General features: G+C 51.7%; 21 protein-coding genes. 10 read left to right on the top strand and 11 right to left on the bottom strand.

Features of this window, described 5'->3' with window-relative positions:
- The first annotated feature begins 302 nt into the window (after positions 1–302).
- Both AADEFJLK_RS05045 and AADEFJLK_RS05050 read left to right on the top strand, forming a co-directional pair.
- The gene (locus tag AADEFJLK_RS05045; RefSeq protein ID WP_146054510.1) at positions 303–986 is read left to right on the top strand and encodes a HEAT repeat domain-containing protein; all 684 of its coding nucleotides are present in this window, start codon (positions 303–305) and stop codon (positions 984–986) included.
- Between the two features lie 99 nt (positions 987–1,085).
- The gene (locus AADEFJLK_RS05050; RefSeq protein ID WP_103973492.1) at positions 1,086–1,373 is read left to right on the top strand and encodes a hypothetical protein; all 288 of its coding nucleotides are present in this window, start codon (positions 1,086–1,088) and stop codon (positions 1,371–1,373) included.
- A 105-nt stretch (positions 1,374–1,478) separates the two neighbouring features.
- Here the strand turns inward: AADEFJLK_RS05050 and AADEFJLK_RS05055 are convergent, their stop codons facing one another.
- The 8 genes from AADEFJLK_RS05055 to AADEFJLK_RS05090 all read right to left on the bottom strand — a co-directional run bounded on the left by AADEFJLK_RS05055 (position 1,479) and on the right by AADEFJLK_RS05090 (position 11,281).
- Entirely contained in the window at positions 1,479–3,557 is a 2,079-nt protein-coding gene (locus tag AADEFJLK_RS05055; RefSeq protein ID WP_170065031.1) for a hypothetical protein, read from the bottom strand.
- 10 nt (positions 3,558–3,567) lie between these two features.
- Positions 3,568–4,698: a dTDP-4-amino-4,6-dideoxygalactose transaminase gene (gene rffA, locus AADEFJLK_RS05060; protein ID WP_103973494.1), complete on the bottom strand. Its 1,131-nt coding sequence runs from the start codon at positions 4,696–4,698 to the stop codon at positions 3,568–3,570.
- A 163-nt stretch (positions 4,699–4,861) separates the two neighbouring features.
- On the bottom strand, positions 4,862–6,436 hold the full coding sequence (locus tag AADEFJLK_RS05065) for a GMC oxidoreductase (protein ID WP_103973495.1): 1,575 nt from the start codon (positions 6,434–6,436) through the stop codon (positions 4,862–4,864).
- 132 nt (positions 6,437–6,568) lie between these two features.
- Positions 6,569–7,795, bottom strand: coding sequence for a DegT/DnrJ/EryC1/StrS family aminotransferase (locus AADEFJLK_RS05070; RefSeq protein ID WP_103973496.1), 1,227 nt, complete (start codon positions 7,793–7,795; stop codon positions 6,569–6,571).
- 43 nt (positions 7,796–7,838) lie between these two features.
- A complete protein-coding gene (locus AADEFJLK_RS05075; RefSeq protein WP_211299143.1) occupies positions 7,839–8,369 on the bottom strand; it encodes an acyltransferase in 531 nt (176 codons plus the stop codon).
- Positions 8,370–8,448: 79 nt separating this feature from the next.
- A complete protein-coding gene (locus tag AADEFJLK_RS05080; protein ID WP_170065032.1) occupies positions 8,449–9,396 on the bottom strand; it encodes a lysylphosphatidylglycerol synthase transmembrane domain-containing protein in 948 nt (315 codons plus the stop codon).
- A 300-nt stretch (positions 9,397–9,696) separates the two neighbouring features.
- The gene (locus AADEFJLK_RS05085; RefSeq protein ID WP_211299144.1) at positions 9,697–10,356 is read right to left on the bottom strand and encodes a GNAT family N-acetyltransferase; all 660 of its coding nucleotides are present in this window, start codon (positions 10,354–10,356) and stop codon (positions 9,697–9,699) included.
- Positions 10,346–11,281 (bottom strand): glycosyltransferase family 2 protein, encoded by a 936-nt coding sequence (locus AADEFJLK_RS05090; protein WP_103973499.1) that lies wholly within the window; start codon positions 11,279–11,281, stop codon positions 10,346–10,348. Before AADEFJLK_RS05090 ends, AADEFJLK_RS05085 begins: the two co-directional genes overlap by 11 nt.
- Before the next feature lie 347 nt (positions 11,282–11,628).
- On the opposite strand from AADEFJLK_RS05090, the gene AADEFJLK_RS05095 reads away from it, so the two are divergent.
- Positions 11,629–13,140 carry a YifB family Mg chelatase-like AAA ATPase gene (locus AADEFJLK_RS05095; protein WP_103973500.1) on the top strand — a complete coding sequence of 504 codons (1,512 nt, stop codon included), beginning with the start codon at positions 11,629–11,631 and terminating at the stop codon, positions 13,138–13,140.
- 135 nt (positions 13,141–13,275) lie between these two features.
- Positions 13,276–14,043: a hypothetical protein gene (locus AADEFJLK_RS05100; protein ID WP_088617807.1), complete on the top strand. Its 768-nt coding sequence runs from the start codon at positions 13,276–13,278 to the stop codon at positions 14,041–14,043.
- Positions 14,044–14,154: 111 nt separating this feature from the next.
- Here the strand turns inward: AADEFJLK_RS05100 and groL are convergent, their stop codons facing one another.
- Positions 14,155–15,807, bottom strand: a complete 1,653-nt coding sequence (gene groL / locus AADEFJLK_RS05105) for a chaperonin GroEL (protein ID WP_088617806.1) — start codon at positions 15,805–15,807, stop codon at positions 14,155–14,157.
- Between the two features lie 56 nt (positions 15,808–15,863).
- Entirely contained in the window at positions 15,864–16,151 is a 288-nt protein-coding gene (gene groES, locus AADEFJLK_RS05110; protein ID WP_088617805.1) for a co-chaperone GroES, read from the bottom strand.
- 137 nt (positions 16,152–16,288) lie between these two features.
- Here groES and AADEFJLK_RS05115 point away from each other — a divergent pair, with 137 nt between their 5' ends.
- Entirely contained in the window at positions 16,289–17,041 is a 753-nt protein-coding gene (locus AADEFJLK_RS05115; RefSeq protein WP_103973501.1) for a HesA/MoeB/ThiF family protein, read from the top strand.
- A gap of 34 nt (positions 17,042–17,075) precedes the next feature.
- Here AADEFJLK_RS05115 and AADEFJLK_RS05120 read toward each other — a convergent pair whose 3' ends face one another.
- A complete protein-coding gene (locus AADEFJLK_RS05120) occupies positions 17,076–17,282 on the bottom strand; it encodes a hypothetical protein (RefSeq protein WP_088617803.1) in 207 nt (68 codons plus the stop codon).
- A 294-nt stretch (positions 17,283–17,576) separates the two neighbouring features.
- On the opposite strand from AADEFJLK_RS05120, the gene pqqA reads away from it, so the two are divergent.
- From pqqA to AADEFJLK_RS05145, 5 genes are all read left to right on the top strand, one after another.
- Positions 17,577–17,651 (top strand): pyrroloquinoline quinone precursor peptide PqqA, encoded by a 75-nt coding sequence (pqqA, locus tag AADEFJLK_RS05125; RefSeq protein WP_083930472.1) that lies wholly within the window; start codon positions 17,577–17,579, stop codon positions 17,649–17,651.
- 426 nt (positions 17,652–18,077) lie between these two features.
- The gene (gene pqqB / locus AADEFJLK_RS05130; protein WP_103973502.1) at positions 18,078–18,989 is read left to right on the top strand and encodes a pyrroloquinoline quinone biosynthesis protein PqqB; all 912 of its coding nucleotides are present in this window, start codon (positions 18,078–18,080) and stop codon (positions 18,987–18,989) included.
- Between the two features lie 11 nt (positions 18,990–19,000).
- Positions 19,001–19,573, top strand: a complete 573-nt coding sequence (locus AADEFJLK_RS05135; protein ID WP_103973503.1) for a Uma2 family endonuclease — start codon at positions 19,001–19,003, stop codon at positions 19,571–19,573.
- Between the two features lie 380 nt (positions 19,574–19,953).
- Positions 19,954–21,300, top strand: coding sequence for an AAA family ATPase (locus AADEFJLK_RS05140; protein ID WP_103973504.1), 1,347 nt, complete (start codon positions 19,954–19,956; stop codon positions 21,298–21,300).
- A gap of 6 nt (positions 21,301–21,306) precedes the next feature.
- Entirely contained in the window at positions 21,307–22,236 is a 930-nt protein-coding gene (locus AADEFJLK_RS05145) for a hypothetical protein (RefSeq protein ID WP_103973505.1), read from the top strand.
- The last annotated feature ends 11 nt before the right edge of the window (positions 22,237–22,247 follow it).

Genomic DNA, 22,247 nt, shown 5'->3' on the forward strand with positions numbered 1-22,247 from the left:
AAAGCCAGAAAGTCTGTACCATCACTCTGCTTGGCAAAACAGTGAATCGGCACAATTAGTAAAAAAGATATAGGGTGTATTGTAAGCTATCGGAAAATATTCAGAAACCTTTCGATGATTGGGCAAAGCATAACAACCGCCCCAACCGACCGCCGCCAAGCAAAAAATCATGGTAAAGGTTTGCTTTAGCGTCATTGCCCCGTTAGCATCATGATGGAAACTTATCAGCATAACCGCAAAGATAATACACCGTACGCAGCACCAAACAGATTAAACGATAAGCTTCAATGTGGATGAAATTTATGAATGCAGAAAATCTAGATCAATTGGATTTATCATTAGAATCTCCGCCTTTTTCCGTGGCGATATGGAAAAAATTGCTGAATAACGAAGTCTCAACCTACCGCTGCGAAGCTTTAGACCACATACCTGATGAAGCCACAGATGAAGAGGTAGCCGAAGCCGTCATCAAAGCGCTACGCGATGAAGAGGATCTGGTGCGTACTTGTGCCGCCGATGCCGCCAGATTATTAATGGGGCGGCAAGATATAGGGGACGCGCTCCGTAGCCTCATTAAAGTAGAGACGGACAATTTGACGTTAGCATATGCTTACGCTTCGCTCGGACGTTGGGGGGAGGCACAGGATATTGCGGCTTTTACTCAGGCGCTAAATACCGTATCTGACATGAGGACTCGCTTGGATATTATGGGTGGCTTTTGTGTGCTGCTCCATGGCTTGTATTTATCTGAAATGCAAGCATTAATGAAGGCAAAAGACAATAATTTGTTTTATATCGCCGTCAGTATATTTTTACATATCACAGATGATGAAAGCTTCATCGAAAAGGAACGGCTTAACAGTATAGAGCGCCATTTTAAGGCCTTGACTCCAGAAGAACTAGCAGCCGATTGCAATGCTTGTGAAAAATTGATGAAAAAACTGAATGAAAGGCTTAACAAATCAGAACCCACCACATCCCCGTAGATTAGCTTGGACAGATCCGCTCTTCTGCCGTTAATTGCCAAAAGCGGACAAGGCCAAACTATGCGCGTTCTTTTATCTTACCCGTAGAGATTAAAATTTATGCACGACTGGATTCTGTGGGCAATTTTAGTTGCATGGACAAAAAGTGGAGAAGATAGGGTGACAATGACCTTTACTACCAATAAATCCAATCAGGTAGAATTGACGGCTACAGGGCTGGTCAATTTGGCTGTCCCTAAATATGAGGAATGGGGGCCGAGCAACTCGGTGAACAGGGTCTTTGGGCCAGTTCAACGGGATAATGGCAATTATCGTGTAGAGATAGAGCTTCAGTCTGGGGATACGCTTACCCTTGAAGCGAAATCCATCCAAATGCCGGAACCATAGCACTAAGCTCCCCTAACCCATTTCCAGAGCAACCGCTAAAAATGCCGGATAGATTTATGGGCGCTCTATGTATTAACGGCAAAGAGACATTGAAACCCTATAGCCTCAACGATGCACCGACCCCGAAACCCACAAAGCGCCAAAATAATAAACCCGATAGCCCCCGCAACTAAACACCGCCTGCTCCAGCAAAGCCGCAGGCCATGCCACGGTTGTTGTCGGTTGTAGGATGTACCACGCCAAGCCGTTGCTCAGCGCGTAGGTTTGTACCGCCTCGGTATCGGCCAAACGGCTAAACGCTTCAACCTCCTTAACCCGCTCTTGCAGGGCGGCTTCTTGCCAGCCGAACATGCTCTTACTGACAAAATTTTGCCGCTCGGCTAAGGCGGTGACTGCATAGTGGGGGTCAAAGTCCGATGCTTGGATCAGTTCGTCGGGGCGGCTATTATCCCGGACAAACCGCGCGGCCTTGACCAGACACGCAGGCACGGCATTAAAATCCTCATACCTTGCATAGCCGCGCAAGGCCGGAAAGGTCTGAAAATTCGCGGCCACTAGCCAAGGCACGGCCAAACTGGCACAAACCGCCCCGGCCAAGCCGATACGCGTTAACTTGCGGGGCGGCAAGCCCGCACCCCACAGCCAATAATAGCCCCCACCCGCCGTCCACGCGACCACAACAAAATACGCCCACCCCAGCGGACGGTTCAATAATTCGTAAGGACTGGCACTATTATGCGCATCCGCCGCCAAGCCGATGGACATTAACAGATAATTGCCGATAATAAGCACCGGAAACACCGCAATAGCCAGCGGCAGCCGCCGCCACAGCAGCACCCAAACCCCAACAAAAGCCGCGCCCCACAAACCAAAGGTAGACAGCGACAATAAGACGGCGGCATACAGGGCGTTAACCAGTTTACTATGGTGTTCTTCGACCAGCACGCCGTGGAAAAAGTTTTTTAACGCGCCAGGGTCAAACGCATCCATCAGCAACAGCAAATAACCCGTGGCACCACTGCCATCCAAGCGCAACACGGGTACAGAGGCCAGCTGTTGCGACCAAGCGATAACGCCGACAAAGCCGCCGATAAACCCCAAACCGATCAGCAGCCGCAAAAGCCCACCGAGGCGGGTAAAAAACACGCAAGGATATAGCCCAATCAGCAAGGCATTGGCGACGAAAAAATGCGCTTTATAAAACAGGCAAACCACGGCCAACCCACAGCCCGCGACTATCGGCCAGTACAAGCCGCGCCGACAGCCGTCGAAAATACACAGCCAAGCCAAGGCCATGCAGGCGATGCCGTATAACATGCCCAGATTGACCTGGGTAAGAAAATGGTAGCTCAGGTATCTATTGGCAAAGCCTTGTTGGTAGGCATCCGGCAGCAAGACAATCGCCACCGTCGCCGCCAGCGCGGGCCACACCCCCCAAAAATAAGCCATCAGGGCAAACGCCGCCAAGCCGCTGAGGAAAATCCCTAAAGGTAACTGAAACCCCGCATATACCTCGACCGCGCCCGCCCCCGACAGCAAGGCCAGCGCCGCCGCAGAAAGATAACTGCCATAATGGTAAAACGGCGCGGGCAACCCGGCCATCCTGACATCAGAAAAACTCGCCAAGCCATGATACTGGGTGAAGGCGCTGATTTCTCTGGCATGAAAAAACATATCCTGCCAAGTGCGGAACACCGCCGCCTGCCCATCCACCAGCACCGGAAAGCGGAAGTCGGCACACCATAACCCCGCCGCCGCCCCACTGACCGCAATCGCCAACAAGCTGGGCAGATTATCCTGATACCCACCCAGAAAAGGCCGATACTGGACGCGGTAAGCCACCCATAACAGGGCGACAACCGTCAGCAACATCAGGTTAGCCATCATCCCTAAAGGCGACACGACCACCAAGACCAACAACAAGGTATTAAAGACAAAATAGCCGCCAAGCAACTGCAACGCCACCCCGCCCTTACTGACCAGATACGAGTTGGTCGGCAAAACGGCTGTTCCGTAAGCCAAGCACAAGCAGGCATACCAACCTAAAGCACCGAGCGTCGCCCAACCCACCCCGCCACTGGCCTGCACCTGCCAAACCACAGCGGACAACACGAACAGCACTGCCGCCTCTAATGGTGGCTGGCGCAAACCCTTGACGAAGCCTTGGGCGCTTAAAGCCTGCATAGCCATGCCCCTACCCCGCCAAAGCATCAATAATCCGCCCGATCACCGCAGCCTGATGAGCCTCAAGCCCCAACCACAGCGGCAAGCGCAGCAAACGTCCGGCAATGTTATCGGTTATGGGCAAAGCATAGTCAGCACGGCCATAACTCAGGCCAGCGGGTGCGGTATGCAGGGGGATGTAATGGAACACCGCATAAATGTCATGCTGTTTCAGGGCTTCTATTAACGCGCTCCGCCGTTCGACATCAGGCAGCAAGATATAATACAAATGGGCGTTATACCCGCACTCTTCAGGAATGCGCGGACGCTCTATCAGCCCCGCCTCGGCCAGCCCTGCCAAGCCTTGGTGGTAAGTGTCCCACAGTGCTGTGCGGCGGCGGGTAATGGCATCGGCCTCGCCAATTTGCGCCCATAAAAACGCGGCGATAATTTCCCCCGGCAAATACGACGAGCCAATATCCACCCAAGTATACTTATCCACTTGCCCCCGGAAAAATTGGCTACGGTTGGTGCCTTTTTCACGGATAATTTCCGCCCGCGCCACCAAGTCGGGATGGTTGACCAACAACGCCCCGCCCTCTCCAGAAATGATGTTTTTGGTCTCATGAAACGAATACGCCCCCAGATCGCCGATACTACCCAACGCCCGCCCCTTATAAGTGGACATGACCGCCTGTGCGGCATCCTCAACCACCCAAAGCCGATGGCGGCGGGCTATCGCCATAATCGTGTCCATTTCGCAAGCCACCCCGGCATAATGCACCGGGACAATGGCTTTAGTGCGCGGCGTAATTGCGGCGGCAATTTTCGTCTCGTCAATGTTCAACGTATCGGCGCGAATATCGACAAACACCGGCACCGCGCCCCGCAACACAAAGGCATTGGCAGTGGAAACAAAGGTATAAGCGGGCATAATCACCTCGTCACCCGGTTCGATACCGATCAGCATAGCGGCCATTTCCAAAGCGGCGGTACACGAGTGGGTCAGCAACGCTTTATGCGCCCCCGTGCTGGCTTCCAACCACGCATGGCACTGCTTAGTAAAACTGCCCTCACCCGCAAGATGGCCATTAGCATGGGCTTCGGCAATATAATGCAACTCCTTGCCCGTCATATAAGGTTTATTAAAAGGGATACGCATAGCTTACTTGGTCTGTTTATAATCAGGATGGGGCGATAGGGCTTATGTTACTCGATGTTCAAGTTTTGGCGCTGGTTCCCAAGCTCCGGCTTGGGAACCAGCGTCTGTCATATTATTCAGCGTAGGTTTTATGCACAATTTGATCAGCGAGATAAACACAGAACTAACTTAACTCCACTTCACTAGCAATACGGGAGGCATTCGCCATAGCCAGCAGGCCAATTGTCGTGCCAGGAAGCGAAGGAAAAACACTGCTATCGACAATATGGATACGTTGCCAACCCTTAGGGCGGCCATCGCTATCGGTATCAGTCTCTAAGACAGGGGTAGCGCACATGGGCAAGCTACCACCGACATGAAACGAGGCCGAGGTTTGCGAGAACGGCAATAGCGCGTAACAGCCCCACTGCCGCCCCAACGTAAATAACGCTTGGGCGGTTTTTTTCAGCGCGTGGCGAGATTCGGTCAAGTGCTGCGGCGTGGCGACCAATGTCGCAGGGCCGTTAACAGCCTGTTCAAGCTGAAGGCTGTAGCCATTGCAATGATCCGAATGCAAATTGCAATGGGCGACCAGCAAATGCGCCGACAACAGCCGCTTAAGGGACTGCCAAGCCCCTTGGGTTTCCTTGGCAAGCCCCAGCTTTGCCAACACCATCTCATTCGGCGTGGACAGTTGGGTATGCACCCAATGCTCGGACAGGCCCTTGACCTTAAACTCCAGAAACACCCCCGGCAGGGTATTTTCGTGCGGCCACGCGCTGGGCATTTTCTGGACGCTGAACAGCGGCATGACAAAGCCCCCGGTAGACTTTAAGCGCACCGCTTGCCCATACAGCCGTTTAGACTGCAAGACAAGGCGGGTGCTGCCCACCGCCCCGGCAGCGACAAACACCCGGTCGAATGTCAACACTTCCGGCTCCCCGCCCGCCCGCACCAGCGATACCCTGACCTGACCTGCCGCTTCGGCCAGTTCCTGCACCAACACCCCGCCAACATATTCAATGTGCTGCGCCGCCCGCAAGCGGTCGATGTCTTGGCTGGCTTTATAAATGGCACCATAAACGCAGCCGCTCATGCAGCACCCGCAGTATTGGCAAGCATTGGCCGCTGGCGTATCGGCAAGCTGGAGCAGCAGACGGGCTTGGCCGAACACCACCCGGTCTTTAGCCGCCAAGCCGCTAGCGGCCATTTTTGCCAACAACAGACGGTTGCCCGCCGACAGGCGCACCGCATCGCTGCCCGTTTTGTGCAAAGGAAAGTTCAGGCTTAAGCTGTCGGCACAGGCCGAATAAGGCAAACGTGCCAGAATTTGCGCGTAATAGCCGTGCAATTGCCTAGCGGCCAGCGGCCAATCGGCCATATCACAGGCATCGGCGGGCAAGGCCGAACCGCCCCAGCCGACACTTAGGCCACCATAAGCATAACTGAGCGGCGGCATATCGGCTTCCCTAAGCAGCGGGGCCAACGGCTGCGGACGGCCATAAAAATAATCCGAACCGAACGCCAGCTTAGTCGGCACGGCCTGTTTATTAGCCAAAGTCGGGTTATGGCACAGCACAGCGCGCCCAGCCGCCGCCCATTGCTGGGGCGGCAAGGCGGACAACGTATCTACAAGCTGTTGCCTGCCTGTATCTAAACATTCGCCATAATCCAACACTATCGGTTTTAACCCCCGCGCAACCAAGGCATTCAACGTCGCCACCGCCGCCAACCCCGAACCGATAACGGCTACCCTCATAGCTAAGCCCCTACTACCACTAAGTAACGGATATAAATTAACGCAGGCAAAAGCTTATCCCCCTGGGAGCGCGGGCATCTTGCCCGCAAAAGGGGCGGGCAAGATGCCCGCGCTTCTATCAGCCGCTTACCATTAACCCACATCATTCAGCACCTGAATAATCCGCTGCCGATCGGCGGCATTTAGGCCAGGAAAACAGGGTATAAACAAACTGTTGCTATACAGCTTATCGGCATTAGGGGTGTCGCCGTGGTAAGGATAGGCGGGCAAAGCGGAAATTTTTAATAGGCTGGTGGTCGCCGTATCGATTTTTTTGCCATGCCAGCGTTGCTGGGTTGCTGCCGGGTCAGCAAAATAAGCCAACAATTGCCAATAAATAGGCTTGCCGCCTTCGCTACCGCGCGGAAAATCGACTGAAGGGGCAGCGGCTTTAATCTCGGCGACATTGTGTAAGCGTTCTTGGTCTAAAGCCTCCAAGCTGACTAGCCCTTCCAAGCCCACCCGCGCCTGTAATGCCGTGTAAGCACAAAACCACTCGCCCGGCAATTCGTCTATCATGGCTTTATCCCGGTCGCCTGTATGCTTTAGTACACTATTGGGTTTTAATTTAGCCAACAGCCCCAGCAGTGGAAAAACGCCAAAATGGAATACCAGCCGCGTGGTGGCGACATTACGGATCAAGTCGGTGACAATTTTTTGCCACAACTGGGTTCTGACGGGCGGCGCTAACTGCGCTTGGTCAGCCCTCAAGGCTTCGGCCAGAGCCTCATCATCACAGACCAATAGGCCTCCGCCATAAGTGTCCAGGGTTTTGATGGAAGACGCGCTATAAACCCCAACCTCGCCAAAGCTGCCGATTTTACGGTCGGCAAACTGGCCGTTCAGACATTGGGAAAAATCCTCAATAACAAACACCCCGCGTGTACGGCACACCGCCACCAGCTTCTCCACATCTGGCACCATACCAAACAGATAAGTGATGATAACGGCACGGGTATTCGCGTTAAGGGCTTTTTCCAACAACTGCTCATCAAAACACAGCGTATCCTTGTCAATATCGACAAACACCGGCACCAACCCCAAAGCCAATACCACATCTAAAATGCCCTTGATGGAAATCGGCGGCATGATAATTTCACTGCCATGCGGAAAATGCTGGCGCTTTAAGGCATAGTAAATCGCCGTTCTGGCAAAAGGGAAAGCCACACAGTGCTTTCTGCCCAGCAACTGCGCAAAACGGGTCTCGAACGCCGCCACCACAGGCTGATCGTCCAACTTGGCAACCAGTGATGTGACCAGCCATTTCAAATCATCCAGCACCGAATGATAAATAATACCGCGTGGGATTGCTAAATTCATAGGCCTTACCTCATATCCGTTATTGGGCGCACCGCGTACCTTTTCAGGAAGAGGGGTGCAGTTCCCTGTTATTAATTAGTTTGGCGGGATTACCCGCCACCACCGTATAAGGCGCGACATTTTTAGTCACCACCGAACCGCCACCGACCACGGCGCCCTCGCCTATCTCCACCCCCGGCAGGATTATGCATCTGCCGCCTATCCAGACATGATCGCCAATCCTGACCGTTTTCCCAATGTCGGGCAAGTCGAGCCGGTGGTAATCGTGCGCCGCTGCAAAGATACTGGTTTCAGGACCAATAGAGACATGATTGCCGATAATAATCTCGGCCTCTTTAAGATACCCTGGGTAGAAAGCGCAGCTTCTGTTAATCCACACCTTATCGCCGATAGACACCTTGAAAGGATAACGGATATAAGTGCCGTAATCGATAAACCCACCTTTACCGAGTTTTTTTAACAGCAGGCGGAACAGTACCGCGCGTAAAAAAGCCGGCAACACGTCCATGACCAGCGTCACTAGATGTATACAATAGGCGTAACTTTTAAACAGCTCTTGCTTGAATGGACTCACACTATTAACTTATCGGCTAGCCCGCCAAAACGGGGACAAAAAACAGGAATAACCGCCTGGATTCCCAAGTGTGTACGCGTCACACCGCCTGCCGGCGTACCGACACCCACCCATATAACCGCTGCCAAACCAGCCCATGCACTAACCCAAAGCTTATCATCACCACACTAAAACAGCGCAGTATCAGTGCCCCGGCCTCGGCTTGGGCAGCATCATAACCCATCACCTGCAACAGCTTAGCGACTAACACCTCACTGACCCCCAAGCCGCCGGGGATAAGGCTAAAGACTTGCGCCAATGCGGTTACCGACATCAGCCATAGAGTCTGCGGCACCGACAAATCAATAGCCACACTCAACAGGCTAAGCTTCCAACCCAGGGCGATACACGACCACGTTAGCCAACTGATGGGGATAATCTTCAACCACAACGTGGGCTGATTGCCCGCCTCCAGCAAACGCCGGACGAACACCCCTAGTTTGCTTTGGCCGGGCCAGCACAGCAACAGCACTAAGGCCACTATGCCAACGCCTATTATACCACCCAGCATATAGACCACCGGGCGCGAAGCAAAACCTAAGCGGGACAAATCCTGACCAAGCCAACCAATCATCCCAAAACTGGCGACCATCACCATATCGATGACCCGTTCGATAAAAAACGACCCGATCCCCGTCGTCCTGTCTAACGTTATGCGGCGTTTTAACAATTCAATCTTAAGCGTTTCGCCCAATTGACCAGGAGTCACCACGGCCAGATTCACGACAATACCAGTAATCAGATACACATCCCCAAACCCCACTTGTGGATTGACCGTCCTGATCATCAGCCACCACCGCCATGCCCGCAACACCGTCACAGCCGTACACCCTCCTAGCGTACCCATCAGCAACCAAATAACCTCAGTCTTGCCCAGCAAGGCGATAATGGCAGGCCATTGGAAATAACGGTACAGATACCAGCCACAGCCCCCTAAGAGCAGCATCGGCACTAGCTTAGCTAAGACGCGCAAGACCGGAATTTTCATGCTATGGGATTCGCTTAGGAACGTGCATGAAATAAAATCTGTTGTACAGGCGAAAGTACAGCAACCCCCTCCCAGCCTCCCCCTTGCCAGGGGGAGGAGCATTTTTCCCCTGATTTTCGCCTGTACGACGGGGAAGCCATAAGCACCCTCCCCTGCCAAGGGCGACTGCACGGATGCACACCCTCAGGGGTGTAAAGAAGGTAGAGCAACGCAAGGAGCAGTTGCCGAGAGGGCTGGGGTGGGGTTTAACACGCAGAGATGCAGAGCGCCTACTTAATTTCATGCACGTTCCTTATCCGTTTATGGCGTTAACCGATGATACACATCCACCGGATGGCTAAACTGAAACCCCAAGGACGCATACAAATTAAGGGCGGGGATATTGGTGGCGGAAATGGAGCTTTTAAGCACCTCCAAATCCGCAAAACAGGCCTGACAAACGGCAGTCCAGAAACATTTGCTTAAGCCCTGGCCGCGATAGGCTGCCGACAGCGCGTGTAAGACTAAGATATTGCCGTCCACGGCGATAAAGCCCGCCAAGTCGCCGCGAAAAAACACCCCATAGACCTTATCCTCAGCGAGCAAAGCCGCCAACCAATTATCATAGCGCAGATCCGCCTTAACGCGGTCTAGGTTGAAGTCACGCTGGAAACGCCCGTGGGCAAACGCCCCGTGGCAAATGGGCTGCACCTGCGCAAACGTCACCGCCTTAGAGATGCTGACCTCGGCATGGACAAACGCCTTAAACCGGGCTTTCGGGCAATAAGGCTCGATTAGCGTGTCGCAATAATAAAAGCCATAATCGTGCAGGGCTTTTTTACAGGCTAAGGGATCGACCTTAACCGTATAGTGACCGGGCTGGGTGATGGCCATTTGTAGCGTCTGCTCACCCGCATCGGCCAGCTCAAAGGTTGGCACGGCAAAAACCGCCGCATCCCAAGGCGTAGGCTTACGGCTCACGGTCGGCAAACGTGGCGTTACTGATAATATACAGCGGACGTTTTTTGGTTTCGTCAAAGGTCTTGCCCAGATAAATCCCTAATACCCCCAATATGGAAATGATAATGCCGCCCAAAAAGTAAATCGACACGATCAGGCTGCTCCAGCCCATAATCGGCGAGCCATGCGCCAACCATTGGTAAATAATGTACAAACCATAGCAAAAGGCAAACAAGGCGATCATAAAGCCAAAGCGGATGGTCAAGCGCAAGGGCTTGTCCGAATAGGCAATGATAGTCTCCTGCGCCAGCTTAAACAATTTTCGGAACGTATAAGTAGATTGTCCGGCAAAACGTTCGGCATGGCGGACATCCACCGTACCGACCCGATAGCCCAGCCAATCGACCAGCCCGCCGAAAAACCGCAGTTGCTCGCGCATCAGCCGGAAACTTTGCACCACTTTTTTGGACATAATCCGAAAATTGTTGGTTTCGGCATCGTAATTCATATCGGCAAGATAGTTGAACAGGGCGTAAAACAGCCGGGAGGCGCAGCGCTTAAGTAACGGGTCACGGCGCTTGCCGCGCCGCGCCAACACAATGTCATAACCCGTTTGGGCATGGGCGTACAGCCGGGGGATTTCTTCGGGGCGGTCTTGCAAATCACAATCCATAATCACCACCCAATCGCCCCCGGCATAGTCCAGCCCCGCCGTAATGCCGTAATGCTGGCCGAAATTGCGGCTAAATTGCAGCCCCTTGACGCGCGGGTCACTGGCCGCCAAGTCGTTAATTATCGTCCAAGACCTATCGCCGCCACAATCTTCAACCAAGATCAGCTCAAAATCACCGCTAATCGGCTCAAGCGCGGCCACCAGCCGCCGATATAGCTCATGCAGGCAGGCTTCGGCCTTATAGACGGGAATGACAACGGAAATATGCGGCATGGCTATTTAAAGAAGCTGGCTAAGCGGCGGCAAATGTGCAAGATTATCATCTAAATAACAGGCAGTGGCAAACTGGAAAAGACAAAGTGCACCCCGCCGGATAGGCCGCTCTGCCCGAAATGGAGTGCAATGGTCTTCAGCCATTGCACGATGGCCTAAACAAGCGTTCATTTATTTTTCAACATTCGTTAAACCGTCTATAGGAAGAGCAGCCCCACCCCAGCCCCGTTCTCTGAGCGAAGCCGAAGGGAACGGGGCTGGGGTGGGGTTATATTATTTTGGTTAGCACCCAAGTGGTTCTATAATCACCCTATCGCATTAATCCTATTAGTCTTACAGCCCTCCTTATGTCTTTAGCCACTGTTTACAGCCGGGGCCGCTCCGGTATTGACGCGCCCTTAGTCACCGTTGAAGTGCATGTATCCAATGGCTTACCCGCCATGTCCATCGTCGGCCTACCCGAAACGGCGGTAAAGGAAAGCAAGGATCGGGTGCGCGGGGCGTTACTGACCTCGCAATTTGACTTTCCTATGCAGCGCATTACCATCAACTTAGGCCCCGCCGATTTGCCCAAAGAAGGCGGGCGTTTTGACTTGGCCATCGCCTTAGGCATTCTAGCTGCCTCCCAACAGATTTCCGGCCGCCACCTAGCCGACTATGAATGCGTCGGGGAATTGTCCTTAAGCGGCGAATTACGGCCTATCAGCGGCGTTTTGCCCATCGCCATCCAAGCGCGTAACCAAGGCCGCAAACTCATCCTGCCTATTGCCAACACCGCCGAAGCCGCCCTAGTCACTGGCATAGAAATTATCCCGGTCGGGCATTTGCTGGAAATCTGTGCGCATTTAAACGGCCAAACCCCCATCCCCCTACTAGGCCACCAGCCCGACCCCAATGCCGAAACCGCCACCGAACTGGATTTTGCCGATGTCCACGGCCAGTACCACGTCAAACGCGCTTTTGAAATTGCCGCCGCCGGGGCGCATAACCTACTGATGCTAGGGCCACCAGGAACCGGCAAATCCATGATCGCCGCCCGCCTACCCACCATTTTGCCGCCGTTGACCGAAACCCAAGCCCAAGAAACCGCCGCCCTCGCCTCCATCAGTGAACAGGGTTTTGATGTCCGGCAGTGGCTAAAATCACCGTTCCGCGCCCCGCACCACAGCGCCTCGGCGGCGGCTTTGGTAGGCGGTGGCAGCAACCCGAAACCCGGAGAAATCTCGCTGGCGCATAACGGCACTTTATTTCTCGACGAACTGCCGGAATTTGACCGTAAAGTTCTGGAAGTGCTACGCGAACCGCTAGAAACTGGCCATATCACCATTTCCCGCGCCAACCGCCAAGCCGACTTTCCGGCACGTTTCCAACTGATCGCCGCCATGAACCCCTGCCCTTGCGGATACTTAGGCGATGCTTCCGGGCGTTGCCACTGCACCTCGGAACAGGTAGCCCGCTATCGCGGCAAAATCTCCGGCCCCCTATTAGACCGTATCGACATACACCTGGAAGTGCCCAGAGTCCCCCACGAAGTCTTACGCAAAGGCTCGGCACAGGGCGAAGAGAGCAGCGCCACCATCCGGGCGCGGGTCGTCAAAGCGAGGACGCTGGCGGTAGCGCGTAGCGGTAAAGCCAACTCAGCACTGAGCGCCAAAGAAGTCAACGCCGTGTGCGGCTTGCCGGAAGCCGGACACCTGCTCTTAGAGCAAGCGATGGACAAATTTGGCCTATCTAACCGCGCCTACCACCGCATCCTTAAACTGGCGCGTACCATCGCCGATTTGGCTGGATCGCCACAAATCGGCATCGCCCATCTCAGCGAAGCCATCAGCTACCGAAAGCTCGACCGAAGCCGTTAGAATTGTGCATTTATACAGCAATCCTTTGCCACAAATAGCACAAAAATGGTAAGGTAAGCATTTTTTACCCGCTCAAAAACCCTAACGCCACTCTTTTTTGAGCTTGTCTTAAACCCGTACAGGAAACCTATCAATATGAAGCAACACACAGCAATTGCTAGCGGCACGTCCTTCCGAACAAAACTGCTCACCCTCATAACCGGACTCTTACTGGCTCCGCTAGCAAATGCCGAAATCGACCTTTCCTTATACGCCGGACAATCGTTCATCGACAATGGCGATTTGACGTTGACCCAAGGCAAAACCAACCTAACCTTTAGCGATGTCAGTTGGGATGACCGCTCTTTTGAAGAGCCCATTTTCTACGGGGCGCGTTTAGGTTACTGGTTCGACAGCGCACCTAACTGGGGTGTGTCGATTGACTTTAGCCATATCAAAAACTACCTGAACTACGACAACAACGCCCAAGTCGACGGCACCCGCGCCGACGGCTCTGCCGTCCACGGGGTCGAACCGATCAGCAACAGCATCCAAGACTTTAACATGTCGCACGGTGTCAACACCCTGACCTTCAACGGCCAATACCGCTGGTTTCCGAGCGGCCAACGCGACAACACCCTGTTAGGCCGTATGCAGTTGTACACAGGCTTAGGAGCCGGTTTCAGCGTTCCGCATGTCGAAGCGCTTATCAAAGATGTGTGGACTTATGAATACCAATGGGGTGCAGGCCCAGTCGTCAACGGCATGATGGGTATCAACTACGACATCATCAGCCACCTCTCCGCCTTCGCCGAATATAAATTAAGCTACGTCAGCGTTGATGATAGCCTAACTGGCGGCGGCAACATCAGCACCGAAACCGTCAACCACCAATTGATCTTTGGCTTGACCGCACATTTTTAAAAGCTTTGATTTTTAAGGCATAAAAAAGCCCCGCTTGCATTTTTGCAAGCGGGGCTTTTTATTGTTCAAGCAAGCAAAGGGCCTAAACCACAGACCCTAAGACAGCTAGGCTTACATCATACCGCCCATGCCGCCCATACCGCCCATGCCGCCCATATCTGGCATACCGCCTGCACCTTTTTCGTCGCTAGGCGCATCAGCAATCATGACTTCGGTGGTCAGCATCAGGCCAGCGATAGACGCGGCGTTTTGCAGCGCGGTGCGGGTCACTTTCGCAGGGTCTAAGATACCCATTTCGATCATGTCGCCGTACACGCCAGTCGCGGCGTTGTAGCCGAAGCTGCCAGAACCTTTCTTGACTTCGTTGAAGACAACAGAAGGCTCGTCACCGGCATTGGCGACGATTTGGCGCAGAGGCTCTTCCATCGCACGGCGCAGGATGTTGATGCCAACCGTTTGGTCATGGTTTGCACCTTCCAAACCTTCCAGAGCCGACAATGCACGCACCAAGGCAGTACCGCCGCCAGCGACTACGCCTTCTTCAACCGCAGCGCGGGTTGAATGCAGCGCGTCTTCAACGCGGGCTTTCTTTTCTTTCATTTCGATTTCAGTGGCGGCGCCGACTTTAATCACAGCAACACCGCCAGCCAATTTGGCCAGACGTTCTTGCAGTTTTTCTTTGTCGTAGTCGGAAGTCGCATCGTCAGCTTGGGCGCGGATTTGCGCAACGCGGGCTTTGATTTGCTCTTCTGAACCGGCACCATCAATGATAGTGGTGTTTTCTTTGCTGATTTGGATTTTCTTCGCAGTACCCAATTGGTCCAGTTCGGCTTTTTCCAAGCTCAAACCGACTTCTTCAGAAATGACCGTACCGCCAGTCAGAACCGCGATGTCTTCCAACATCGCTTTACGGCGGTCGCCGAAGCCTGGGGCTTTAACGGCGCAGACTTTCAAAATGCCGCGCATGGTGTTGACTACCAAAGTCGCCAGGGCTTCGCCTTCAACGTCTTCAGCAACAATCAATAAAGGACGGCCAGATTTGGCAACGCCTTCCAGAATCGGCAACATTTCGCGGATGTTGGAGATTTTTTTGTCGTAGATCAAGATCATAGGATCGTCTAACTCGACGCTCATATTTTCTTGTTTGTTGATGAAGTAAGGTGACAAATAGCCACGGTCAAACTGCATACCTTCAACCACGTCCAAAGAATTGTCCAAACCTGAACCTTCTTCAACAGTGATTACGCCTTCTTTACCGACTTTTTCCATCGCTTCGGCAATAATGTCGCCGACAGATGCGTCAGAGTTGGCAGAGATGGTGCCGACTTGGGCAATGGCTTTGTTGTCGGTGCAAGGGGTAGAAGACGCTTGGACAGCAGCAACGACTTTAGTCACCGCCAAGTCAATACCGCGTTTCAAGTCCATTGGGTTCATGCCAGCGGCAACGGCTTTCAGGCCTTCGTTGACGATAGATTGTGCCAATACAGTTGCAGTGGTGGTACCGTCGCCAGCCACATCAGAAGTCTTAGAAGAAACTTCCTTAACCATTTGTGCGCCCATGTTTTCGAATTTGTCTTTCAATTCGATTTCTTTCGCAACCGATACACCGTCTTTCGTGATGGTGGGTGCGCCAAAGCTTTTGTCCAAGATCGCGTTGCGGCCTTTAGGGCCCAAAGTGACTTTCACTGCGTTTGCTAAAATGTTTACGCCACGCGCCATACGGACACGAGCGTCATCGCCAAATAATACGTCTTTTGCTGCCATTTTTTTTATCCTAAATTCGTTGTGTGTGTGATTGTGGGGTCTACGGGGGTCGGGGCTTAACCTAACACGCCCATAATGTCTTCTTCACGCATTACGATGACTTCTTCACCGTCAACTTTCACTTCGTTGCCGGCATATTTGCCGAACAATACTTTGTCGCCGACTTTTACGTCTAAAGCGCGGACAGTGCCGTTGTCCAAAGGTTTGCCTGTGCCTACTGCCAAAATCACGCCTTGGCTTGGCTTTTCAGCCGCTGAACCTGGCAATACAATGCCGCTAGCCGTTTTGGTTTCTTCTTCAACACGTTTGACAATGACTCTGTCGTGTAACGGACGTATATTCATTTATATCTCCTAAGATTAAATTAAAGGTTGAAAAGTTGTTAGCACTCTATGGTTATGAGTGCTAATGATAATGAGCTTTTGCAGTGTGTCAAGTTCTTTGGCATTATCTTACGCTTACCTACCTAGACCTCAGACTTATGAACGACAACCAACTGTTACGCTATAGCCGCCAAATCCTGCTGCCGCAAATCGACGTCGCCGGGCAGCAACGCCTGCTCGCCGCCCAAGTATTGATCATTGGTGCCGGGGGCTTAGGCTCGCCGGTCGCCATGTACCTGGCGGCGGCCGGGGTCGGCTCGCTGACCATTTATGACGATGACGTGGTGGATTTATCCAACCTGCAACGGCAAATCGCCCATCACACCCCTGATATAGGGATGGATAAAACGATTTCAAGCCAACAAACCCTGAATAAATTAAATCCTGATGTGCAGGTACGCGCGGTCAAACAGCGTTTGGCAGGCGAACTGCTTGATGCAGAAGTAAAAACCGCCGATGTGGTGGTCGATTGCAGCGACAATTTCGCCACCCGTTTTGCCATTAACAAAGCCTGTGTGGCGCACCAAACGCCCTTAGTATCAGGTGCGGCGATCCGTTTTGAGGGGCAAGTGGCGGTGTTCACGCCCGGCCATAATGACAGCCCGTGCTATAACTGCCTGTACCAGAGCGATGGGGAAGAATTGGTCAATTGCGCCACCAATGGCGTTATCGCGCCGATTACCGGCATTATCGGCAGCATCCAAGCCTTAGAGACCTTGAAACTGATTATGGGCATCGGTACGCCCTTAACAGGAAAATTATTATTGATAGACGGCTTAAGTATGGAAATCAACACCCTGCGCCTGAAGAAAAACCCCGCCTGCCCCAGCTGTGGGAGCGTCGGAACATGAGGGCTTGACGGGCAAGCCCCCACTCAAACCACCGCTATTTTTTCGCCAAGCGGCTTTGGACAAAGCGGATGGCATTTTCCGCCAGGTCATTAATGACCGACGGGCTATCGCCATGCGGCGCGGTGTCGCCAAATGGCTGACCGTTGCTTTGGGTATACTTATAAATGAAGTACCCCAACGGCACAAAAGCCGCCCCGGCAACAATAAACATGATAACAAACAACTCTGTGACAGTACCCATAGCTACTCCTCATAGTAAACCAATTTCTATTATTATTTTTAGGTGAATCAGGATAATACACTTATTTTGGCGGCAAAAAAATACCCGCCGGGCAGGATGGTTTTAGCTTGCCCGACACACCGCCCGGAGCAGTTGATTTATCTGCCCCCACAAGTTGGCAAGCACACGCAAATGCGAAATATTTGCCCAAAGCCCTAGCACATCTTGCGAAAAAAAAGGGTTCATCGTATACTTCGGATTGGCTTACTTGATCAAGCTAGCACACACCTATAAAACTATTTGGAGGTTATGATTATGAAATGGGAAACACCAAGCTTTACCGACCTGCGTTTCGGTTTTGAAGTCACCATGTACATCTACAACCGTTAATTTTTAACAAACGGTTAAAGGGAGGGGTTCGCACGAACCCCTTTTTTTTGCCTGATTTTTGGGGCGGAATCCTACGCATAAACCGTTTGTATAAGCTTACCCGCAATGCCGGATGCACGGAGAATCGTGGATAGCATTGCTTACACTAGGTAGGTGTGCCTATATTTTGTTATATCTACAACCCCCTCCCTCCTGAGCGAAGCCGAAGGGCTCCCCTTACCAGGGGGAGGGGCTTTTTCCCCTGACTTTCACTGTATGATGGGGAAGCCATTCGCTCCCTCCCCTGCGAAGGGGAGGGCTGGGGTGGGGTTGAATTCACGAATGTTAAAAGATGGCGCACCCTCTTACTAAGCCCCCAACGCCATCAGGAACCTACGTTAATCACTACCACCTCCTACCCTTCAACCTTACCCAAACCCAAACACCATGAAAATAAGAGTCTTAGGTTCCGCCGCTGGCGGCGGCTTCCCACAATGGAACTGCAACTGCCACAACTGCCACCGCCTGCGCCATAACCAAATGAACGGCAGTGCCCGCACCCAATCTTCCATTGCCGTCAGCACCGACAACCGCAACTGGCTGCTCTTCAACACCTCGCCGGACATCCGCGCCCAACTGGAAGCCTTTCCCGCCATCCAGCCCAAAGAAGGCATCCGCGACACCGGCATCAAAGCCATCATGCTGATCGACAGCCAAATCGACCACACCACAGGTATGTTGATGCTGCGCGAAGGCAAGCCATTAAACGTCTACTGCACCGAAATGGTCAGACAAGACCTCACCAGCGGCTTCCCCCTGTTCAACATGCTCGCGCATTACTGCACCGTCAACCACCACCTCGTCCCCGTAGACGGCAGCAGCTTCACCATCCCCGGCATCGACGACTTGCGCTTTTACACCCAAGCCCTCAAAAGCAAAGCCCCGCCCTACTCCCCGCACCGCTACGACCCGCACGACGGCGACAACATCGGCGTAATTATCGAGCAAATCTCCACAGGCAAAAAAGTCTTCTACTCCCCCGGCCTGGGCGAAATCGAGCCGCACGTCCTAACCGCCATGCAGAACGCCGATTGCGTCATGGTTGACGGCACGTTTTGGACAAACGACGAAATGGTCACCCAAGGCATCAGCGAAAAACGGGCGCGGGAAATCGGCCACTTACCGCAATCTGGCGCAGGCGGCATGATCGACGTGCTGGACAGCATCGGCGCAAAACGCAAAATATTGATACATATCAACAACACTAATCCGATTTTGGACGATGATTCACAAGAGCGTAAGATATTAGCGGAACATGGCATCGAAGTGTCTTATGATGGCTTGGAAATCGACTTATAGGAGTAACCGACATGGGCGCGTTAGTACAAAAACACCACATCACTGAACAGGATTATTTGCTCTGGGAAGCGGAAAGCGGACGCAAACATGAATATATTGACGGCGATTGCTACGCCATGGCCGGAGCGGGGGAAAAGCATAACCTGATTACCGGCAATATCTTCCTGCAACTACGCCTGGCAATGCGCGATAAACCCGGCTCTTGCAGGGTATTTACCAGCGACATGAAATGCCGCCTTGACCAAGGGCGGTTTTACTACTACCCAGACGTAATGCTGGTCTGCAACAAAACCGATAAGTCCGAGTTCTACAAAGAACACCCCTGTTTCATCGCCGAAGTGCAATCCAAAAGCACCGCCCGCATCGACCGCCACGAAAAATGGCCAGTCTACGCGCAAATCCCCAGCCTACACTACTACCTGCTGGCCGATTCGCGGCAAAAAGCGGCCCAGTATTTCTGGCGCGATGAAACAGGCGCGTGGCAACATAGCCAATTAACAGAGGAACAAACCCTAAACATCACTTGCGGCGACTACCACGCCGCTTTACGTTTAGCGGATATTTATGAAGATGTGGTATTTTAAAAGCGTTTATGTGGGTTTCGGGGGCTTTTTATTGCAAAAACAGCCATATAAGCCTTAAGGTCTTTATAACCGCCAATAAACATAGCACCCATAAATCCGCCCGTCATTCCGGCATGGATTGCCGGAATCTAGATTACAGGGACGTACACCCGTGAAAGTCGCCGTCCATGGCTTCTGGATTCGCTTACGCGGCCTAACGGCTCCGGCAATCCATGCCGGAATGACGATGCTTTCTTAATTTTGTGGTGAAAAATAGGTCGTTAGTCCTGCAAAAATTATGTTAAATAACTTTTGCACACTTGCTCATGAGCCAGAAAACCTAACACCTTTAAATACAGACCATCCCAGTCACAAGCATTAATGCGTAAGAGGAATAAACCATGCGGCTAGTGCGCGTACAAGTCCCTGAGTTCAGGGCGTTAAAAGATGTCGACATCACCTTTGAACCAAACTTTTACCCACAGGTATTTCCGTTGGGAAGCTTGAATGGCGGCGGAAAAAGTACGCTGTTGCAGTTGATTTTTGTGTTGTTGCACTGTACTGCTGATGAAGAACGGCATCCATTTATTGCCAATATGCTAGATAAGGCAATAATTCCAGAAGGCCAAACTAGCAACATATTAGCCAAATTTGAATTACTGGAAGGTGACAAAAAAATCGAGCTGGAATTTACCCTTTGCAATGACGGTTATTTGCGTGAATTGGACATTGATCCTATTTTTAATAAAGAAATGGTTTCATTTGGCATTTTTGCAAGACAGGCTTGGCTAATAAAAAGCCTTGGAAAATCAGAGGAAGAACTATGGGAAGAATTTTATCATTCAATTCCAAATGAATCAGGCGGCGACTCACACCCAGATTCTGAAATAAGCATAGGACAAATGGAATCTGAATTCGAATACACTATAAAAGAAAGAGAATACTTCCAACCTTTAATAAAGAACATTAAAAAATCCTTAATAGCAAAAAATCAATTTTGCATTACCTCTTTCTATTCAAAACAAGCATTAGGCCTAATTTGCAATTTCTCAGGTTCAAAAAAAGATATAAAAGAAATTTTGACATCCGTTTCAAAACGGATATTTCTTTCCGCCCCTTCAACTCAAATATATCTTTTTCTTAACCAAAATGACAAGCAACAGCTTTTCAAAAGAAAAATAAACCCCATAATCTCATATCGAAATGAAAATTATGAACAAGCCATTGAAAAATCTAAAGGGATCTTACCCAACTTCCTAACCTACGATGTGTTTGCAACCGATACCCTTGTACATCTTATTGAGACAGCCCGCAATCAAGACTTCAAAACCCTAGTTGACACCGGAACTAACGGCCTCACCTACCAAAAAACGATTGAAGAATTGAATGCCTTAACACGGGATAAAACCGTACTTCCCCTCCTAGACGATAAGGCGGCTATCATAGGCGTGGTTTTTAAAACGCCAGAAGGCACAGACATTTATCCCGAAGATTTAAGCCATGGCGAATTAAAACGCTTAAGCCTTTATGTCTGGCTAAAATTATTGATACCCCAAGACGAAAACATCATTTTGATGGACGAAATAGAAAACGGTCTCCACCTAGACTGGCAATACACCATCGTTCGCGACTTACTCGACTGGGGCAAAACCAACCAATATATTTTAGCCACCCATTCTTACGAACTTTGCACGGCACTAACCCCCGCCCACGTCAAAGAAATCGAACTCAAGCCCATTGCACAGTAGCCTGTTATGAGCCTATCAACAACCGAATTGCAGCTACATTGCCAAGAAATCCGCAAATTGTCACAAAGAAAAAAAGGCCTCGTGGTGCTTTGCGAAGGCAATATCAACGAAATTAAAGGCCGGGTAGAACGTTACCGCCGCCTAGAAATATTCCCCGATGCCAATTTCTATAAAGCCTGCATCCCAACATGGTGGACAGAAAAACGCCCTACTTTTGTGCCTTGCGGTGACAGAAAAGACGTTATCGACAGCTATTTTGCATTAGTAAACACGCCCGCCAGCAGTGATGCCGAAACAAATACCCACCAAGCCCAATTCTTCGCCATTATTGATTTAGACTTACAGCCCCATACTTTTTCTGATTATACGGTTGCCGACACCGAAGCCCTTTACGCCCTGTATTATCAAAACGGCACCTGCCAAGCTATCGGCATAAACCAGCACGGCATTTTCATTACCGGTCTAATCTACAAAGAAGCCTATTTCCTAATCCCTGATTTACAACCCCTTTTCGACAACCACATTAGCCGCATTTTTTACCAAGGCCAACCGCTAAATCTCGAAAACCTCTATCACACCATGGCGCAAGCCCTAGCGGACGATAAAAATCTCCGCACCCACTTCCAACGCGCTTGCAACCGACTCCAGCATATTGCAACATTAGACCTAAGCGATATAGCGGCCTTACAAGAAAGCTGGCGACAAGCTTTCTTAACCGCCGATGAGCCAGACAAAAGCCAGCTCATTTATGCGTTGCTCACCATCCACCAAGTCAAGGACTACTGGCAGGCTTTTAACACTATGGACACCCTACCCGAAGCGCGTTTTAAAGAACAGCTGACCTTGGCTATCGGCGACTTTTACGCCCGGCAGCCACCGGAAAGCGGGCATCATCTGCCCTGTTTCTTTAACGCCCTATCGGCCCACAACATTTAATTAAAAATAAT

It is taken from the genome of Methylovulum psychrotolerans (assembly GCF_002923755.1).
In the GTDB taxonomy this organism is placed as follows: Bacteria; Pseudomonadota; Gammaproteobacteria; order Methylococcales; family Methylomonadaceae; genus Methylovulum; species Methylovulum psychrotolerans.

What these genes read in the sequence shown, in the direction of transcription:
- AADEFJLK_RS05135 (WP_103973503.1), top strand. Translation starts at nt 19,001, where the DNA reads ATGGGCGCGTTAGTACAAAAACACCACATCACTGAACAGGATTATTTG.
- AADEFJLK_RS05090 (WP_103973499.1), bottom strand. Translation starts at nt 11,281, where the DNA reads ATGCCGCATATTTCCGTTGTCATTCCCGTCTATAAGGCCGAAGCCTGC.
- AADEFJLK_RS05080 (WP_170065032.1), bottom strand. Translation starts at nt 9,396, where the DNA reads ATGAAAATTCCGGTCTTGCGCGTCTTAGCTAAGCTAGTGCCGATGCTG.
- pqqB (WP_103973502.1), top strand. Translation starts at nt 18,078, where the DNA reads ATGAAAATAAGAGTCTTAGGTTCCGCCGCTGGCGGCGGCTTCCCACAA.
- AADEFJLK_RS05115 (WP_103973501.1), top strand. Translation starts at nt 16,289, where the DNA reads ATGAACGACAACCAACTGTTACGCTATAGCCGCCAAATCCTGCTGCCG.
- AADEFJLK_RS05050 (WP_103973492.1), top strand. Translation starts at nt 1,086, where the DNA reads ATGCACGACTGGATTCTGTGGGCAATTTTAGTTGCATGGACAAAAAGT.
- AADEFJLK_RS05140 (WP_103973504.1), top strand. Translation starts at nt 19,954, where the DNA reads ATGCGGCTAGTGCGCGTACAAGTCCCTGAGTTCAGGGCGTTAAAAGAT.
- rffA (WP_103973494.1), bottom strand. Translation starts at nt 4,698, where the DNA reads ATGCGTATCCCTTTTAATAAACCTTATATGACGGGCAAGGAGTTGCAT.
- AADEFJLK_RS05145 (WP_103973505.1), top strand. Translation starts at nt 21,307, where the DNA reads ATGAGCCTATCAACAACCGAATTGCAGCTACATTGCCAAGAAATCCGC.
- groL (WP_088617806.1), bottom strand. Translation starts at nt 15,807, where the DNA reads ATGGCAGCAAAAGACGTATTATTTGGCGATGACGCTCGTGTCCGTATG.
- AADEFJLK_RS05120 (WP_088617803.1), bottom strand. Translation starts at nt 17,282, where the DNA reads ATGGGTACTGTCACAGAGTTGTTTGTTATCATGTTTATTGTTGCCGGG.
- AADEFJLK_RS05045 (WP_146054510.1), top strand. Translation starts at nt 303, where the DNA reads ATGAATGCAGAAAATCTAGATCAATTGGATTTATCATTAGAATCTCCG.
- AADEFJLK_RS05070 (WP_103973496.1), bottom strand. Translation starts at nt 7,795, where the DNA reads ATGAATTTAGCAATCCCACGCGGTATTATTTATCATTCGGTGCTGGAT.
- groES (WP_088617805.1), bottom strand. Translation starts at nt 16,151, where the DNA reads ATGAATATACGTCCGTTACACGACAGAGTCATTGTCAAACGTGTTGAA.
- AADEFJLK_RS05100 (WP_088617807.1), top strand. Translation starts at nt 13,276, where the DNA reads ATGAAGCAACACACAGCAATTGCTAGCGGCACGTCCTTCCGAACAAAA.
- AADEFJLK_RS05065 (WP_103973495.1), bottom strand. Translation starts at nt 6,436, where the DNA reads ATGAGGGTAGCCGTTATCGGTTCGGGGTTGGCGGCGGTGGCGACGTTG.
- AADEFJLK_RS05095 (WP_103973500.1), top strand. Translation starts at nt 11,629, where the DNA reads ATGTCTTTAGCCACTGTTTACAGCCGGGGCCGCTCCGGTATTGACGCG.
- AADEFJLK_RS05055 (WP_170065031.1), bottom strand. Translation starts at nt 3,557, where the DNA reads ATGCAGGCTTTAAGCGCCCAAGGCTTCGTCAAGGGTTTGCGCCAGCCA.